This window comes from Verrucomicrobium sp. 3C (assembly GCF_000379365.1).
In the GTDB taxonomy this organism is placed as follows: Bacteria; Verrucomicrobiota; Verrucomicrobiia; order Methylacidiphilales; family Methylacidiphilaceae; genus Methylacidimicrobium.
Genome location: NZ_KB901876.1, coordinates 302,653 through 307,241 on the forward strand (window position 1 = coordinate 302,653; position 4,589 = coordinate 307,241).

Genomic DNA, 4,589 nt, shown 5'->3' on the forward strand with positions numbered 1-4,589 from the left:
GCGGCTCTCCCCAGTGCACATATGCTCTCCTTCCCAGGGAAACATCGGCCTTCGCTTCTTCGACACGAGCTCGGCGTCCGCATTGCCCGTTTCGAGGCTTTGTTCAGCGTTCACTTCCGTTCAGGGCCTTTTTTTATGAACGGTCAAGTGATTCTGCGCCAGGGAGGGAAAGAAAGGCTAGACATGAGGCGACTTTTTCGATGCCATAGGCTCGATGAAACAGCTTTTCCATTTAAGAGCCGATGGGGCAAGGGATTGCGGACTGGAAGTTTCGATTGCCAGTTCTCCCGAAGAAATCGAATGGTTCGATGGGCAGTTGAAGGAGCGCCACTATCTGGGGGCGGGGCGATCGGTGGGCGACTATTTGCGCCAGGTCATTGCCCAAGATGGGCAGGCGGTGGCGCTGCTGGTTTGGGGGCCGGCCTGCTACGCGCTCAAGGATCGGGATCGGTGGATTGGATGGAGNGCCGTACAGCGGGTGGAGCGGCTCAAGTTGATCGTACAAAATCGGCGTTTTCTGCTGCTCACTCCCAAGGGGCAGGCGCCCAATCTGGCCTCCCAAGCTTTGGGAGCGGCCTTGCGGGCGTTGCCGGGGCAGTGGCGGGATCGTTTTGGCTACACTCCGCTTTTGGCCGAGAGCTTCACCGATCCGGAGGCCTATGCGGGGACNTGCTACAAGGCGAGCAACTGGGAGGCGGTAGGCTACAGCGCGGGCTACAGCCGCCATCGGGCCGATTTTTACCTGCCCAACGACCGGCCCAAGCGGCTCTGGCTGCGTCCTCTTTCGGCGCAAGCGCGGCAAACGTTACGAGCGGCCCAATTACCCGAAGAGTGCCGCGCCGGTTTGAGCGCGAGACCCTCGGGCACGCTGCCGGTCAACGCCCAGCAGCTCGACTCATTGCTGGAGGTCTTTTGGAAAGCGCCCGATCCGCGCAAGAAGAACGCCCACTATCCGGTCGGGTCGGTGTTGACCTTGATCGCGATGGCGCTTTTGGCCGGGCGGCGGGAGATCGCCGAGATCGCCCGTTTTGCCACCAGTCTGACCCAGCCCCAACGCCGTCGGCTGGGCTTGCCGCTCAAGAAGGGCACCGGAGGCTTTCATCCGGTTCCCGGCCACAGTGTCTTCTACCAAGTGCTCACCCGCATGGATCCCGAAGCCTTCGCTGCCAGGCTCACCGACTGGTTGCAAGCGCAGAGCGGCACGCTGCCGCAGGCGCTGGCCTTGGACGGCAAAATGATTCGTCATCATATTGGCCTCCTGACCTTGGCCCAACAGGAGGACGGCGCCCCGCAAGCGGTGGCGGTCCACGACCAAAAGCAGGACACGCCCCGTTGCGAACAAAGCGCGGCGGTGGCGCTGCTGGAAAAGCTGCCGGCCCTGGATGGCAAAATCATCACCGCCGACCCGTTGCATTGTCAGCGGCGCCAGGCCCGTCTCATCGTCGAAAAAGGGGGCGATTACCTGTTCGGGATCAAGGGAAATCAGCCTCGCTTGCTCCAAGAGGCTCAAGCCTTGGACGCCTTGCCCGACACCCCCTTTTTGCCGACAACCAAACCGGTCATGGCCGGGTCGAAACCCGAGGGCTCCATGCCTTCCCCATCGAGCCCCTGGTCGTCGACTTCCCCTTTGCCCGCGCCCTGATCGTGGTGCGCAGCCAGCGCACGAAGAAAAAGGATGGTCTGACCGGCACCCGAGTCCCGTTACTACCTCTCCAGCTCGCCACCGGATCAGTATTCGCCCCAAGAATGGTTAAACTTGATCCGAGAACATTGGGGCGGGATCGAAATCCGCAATCATTGGCGACGCGATGTCCTGATGGGCGAAGACCGTTCCCGCTCTCGCCAGCCCAACCTGCTGGCCAACTTGGCGCTCATCCGTAACGCCCTCCTCTCGCTCCTCTCCGAACGCCTCGGCGAAAACAATCCCTCCCGCAGTTCCGCGAACGATTCTGCTCCACCCCTAAACAATGTCTGGCCATCCTCGCCGCCGCATGAACTCCAAAACAAAAGACCCTGCTCGTCCCGCCCGTTCTCTTCGGTGGCGGGCGAGCCCTGGATCTCGCCGCAGCGTACATTTATGCCCTGTAGACCGAAAGGCACGGTCAATTCACTGTGCATTTACGATAGCTTTACGTAAAATGAGCGCACTCACTCAAGCGGACCGGGTCGACGCTCTCCGCGATTCAATTGCCCGTTGGCAGGTCGGCCGAGGGAACGTTGCATGCCACTAGAGAACCCATGGGTCTTCCTTGCGATTTGGATGGGTGCGGCGTTTCTGGCCGCTGTGATTGCACTCCAGCTTCGTGTCTCCGTGGCTCTGGTGGAGGTTCTGGTCGGTATCTTGATGAGCCACCTGCTGGGAATGGCCGAGCCGACAGAATGGATGACCTTCCTGGCCAGGCTCGGCAGCGTCACGCTTGCGTTCCTTGCCGGGACCGAGATTGATCCCGCTTCCTTCCGGCATCATGCCCTCCCGAGCCTCGTCATCGGCTTTCTCTCCTTTCTTCTGCCCTTCGGCCTGGTCTATCTCGTAGCGCACTTGGTTCTGGGTTGGAGTACGGCAGGTTCGCTCGTCGCAGGGATCGCGCTGGCCACGACCTCGGTTGCGATCGTTTACACCGCCATCCTCGAAAAGGGGATGGAAGCCACCCGCTTCGGCCAGCTTCTTCTGACGAGCTGCTTCGTGACCGATTTCCTTTCGGTCCTCTTCCTAGGCCTCTTCTTTACTCATTGGTCGACAACCTCGGCGCTTTTGCTGCTCCTGGCTCTCTTGCTGCTCCTGGCGCTGCCGCTATCGCTGAGGCCCCTTCTCCGCTGGCTGGGACGAAGCCCGGTCAGTGAGCCGGAAATCAAGTTCCTCTTCTTTGTCCTCGCTCTCCTGGGCGCGCTTGCCTCGGTCGCGCAGACCGAGCCCGTTCTGCCGGCCTATGTGGCCGGCGTGCTCGTCGCCAAATCCTTTGCGAGCGATCGCCAGCTCGTCCGCCGCATGCGCTCACTCGCTTACGGCCTGCTCACTCCCTTCTTCTTCATCAAGGCGGGTTTTCATATTTCCCTGCAGATTCTTCTCTTCGGCTTGCTTCCCATCCTCCTGTTTTTCACCGTCAAGTTCCTGAGCAAGATGATGGCCGTCTGGCCAGCCTTCCGAGTGCTGCAACTCTCCCGGCGGGAGGCGCTTTTCGGCTCCCTGCTGACGAGTGGAGGGCTCACCTTCGGACTCATTGCGGCCCACTTTGGAGTGACCAAGGGGATCTTGCAGAGAGAACAGTATTCGCAAGTGACGATCGCCATTCTCTTAAGCACGCTGGTTCCAGTGATTGGAGCAAGCCGTCTCTTTCCCCCGGCCCCCGTCAAAGCGAAAGAAAGGGAGCCGGAGCTTGCCGGGCCTGGGGAGTTCGAAGAGGAGGGGTGATCTGATCTCCAGGCCGCCCAGGGCCTTTTTTTATGAACGAGCAAGTGATTCTGCGTCAGGGAGGGAAAGAAAGGCTAGACATGAGGCGACTTTTTCGATGCCATAGGCTCGATGAAACAGCATTTCCATTCAGGAACCGGTGGGGCAAGGGAGTGCGGGCTGCGAGCTTCGATTGCCAGTTTTCCCGAAGAAATCGAATGGTTCGATGGGCAGTTGAAGGAACGCCACGATCTGGGAGCGGGGCGATCGGTGGACGACTATTTTACGTCAGGCCATCGTCCAAGACGGGCAGGCGGTGGCGCTGCTGGTTTGGAAGGCCGGCCTGCTACGCGCTCAACGATTGGGATCGGTGGATTGGATGGAGCGCCGTATAGCGGATGGAACGGCTCAAGTTGATCGTACAAAATCGGCGCTTTTTGCTGTTCGCCCCCAAAGGGCAGGCGCCCAATCTGGCCTCCCAAGCTTTGGGAGCGGCCTTGCGGGCGTTGCCGGGGCAGTGGCGGGATCGCTTTGGCTACACTCCGCTTTTGACCGAGAGCTTCACCGATCCGGAGGCGTAGGCGGGGACCTGCTATAAGGCCAGCAACTGGGAAGCGGTAGGCTACAGCCGCCATCGGGCCGATTTTTACCTGCCCAACGACCGGCCCAAGCGGCTCTGGTTGCGTCCTCTTTCGGCGCAAGCACGGCAAACGTTGCGAGCGGCCCAATTACCCCAAGAGTGCCGCGCCGGTTTGAGCGCGAGGCCCTCGGGAACGCTGCCGGTCAACGTCCAACAAGTCGGATCGTTGCTTGAGGTCTTTTGCAAAGCGCCCGATCCGCGCAAGAAGAACACCCACTATCCGGTCGGGCCGGTGTTGACCTTGATTGGGCTTGCCGCTCAAGAAGGCCACCGGAGGCTTTCATCCGGTTCCCGGCTACAGTGTCTTCTACCAAGTGCTCACCCGCATGGATCCCGAAGCCTTCGGCGCCAGGCTCACCGACTGGTTGCAAGGACAGGGCGATCGTGCGCTGTGGAACCTGACTTCGCAGTGGAGCAGGGTAGCTTTATCGGAGATGGAGGAAGGTCCTCCGAAGACGGCCTGCAGGGGCAGTCTTCAAACCACCACAAGCTGCGAGGGTAAAGAGCTCTCGTGGTGAGCGTTGCTGGAAAAGGCGGGGATTACCCCGTCAGGTATGGCTC

The 4,589-nt window shown here is 60.6% G+C and carries 4 protein-coding genes and 1 pseudogene; all 5 read left to right on the plus strand.

What is annotated here, in order from left to right; all coding sequences use genetic code 11:
• Positions 1–214: 214 nt before the first annotated feature.
• Positions 215–1,642 (plus strand): ISAs1 family transposase, encoded by a 1,428-nt coding sequence (locus A37A_RS18520; protein ID WP_018291787.1) that lies wholly within the window; start codon positions 215–217, stop codon positions 1,640–1,642.
• Between the two features lie 114 nt (positions 1,643–1,756).
• Positions 1,757–1,995 (plus strand): annotated as a pseudogene (locus A37A_RS22080) (DDE transposase family protein).
• Between the two features lie 226 nt (positions 1,996–2,221).
• A complete protein-coding gene (locus tag A37A_RS0112295) occupies positions 2,222–3,409 on the plus strand; it encodes a cation:proton antiporter (RefSeq protein WP_018291789.1) in 1,188 nt (395 codons plus the stop codon).
• 377 nt (positions 3,410–3,786) lie between these two features.
• Positions 3,787–3,969 carry a Druantia anti-phage system protein DruA gene (locus A37A_RS21530; RefSeq protein WP_018289815.1) on the plus strand — a complete coding sequence of 61 codons (183 nt, stop codon included), beginning with the start codon at positions 3,787–3,789 and terminating at the stop codon, positions 3,967–3,969.
• Between the two features lie 310 nt (positions 3,970–4,279).
• On the plus strand, positions 4,280–4,546 hold the full coding sequence (locus tag A37A_RS21535; RefSeq protein ID WP_018291790.1) for a hypothetical protein: 267 nt from the start codon (positions 4,280–4,282) through the stop codon (positions 4,544–4,546).
• The last annotated feature ends 43 nt before the right edge of the window (positions 4,547–4,589 follow it).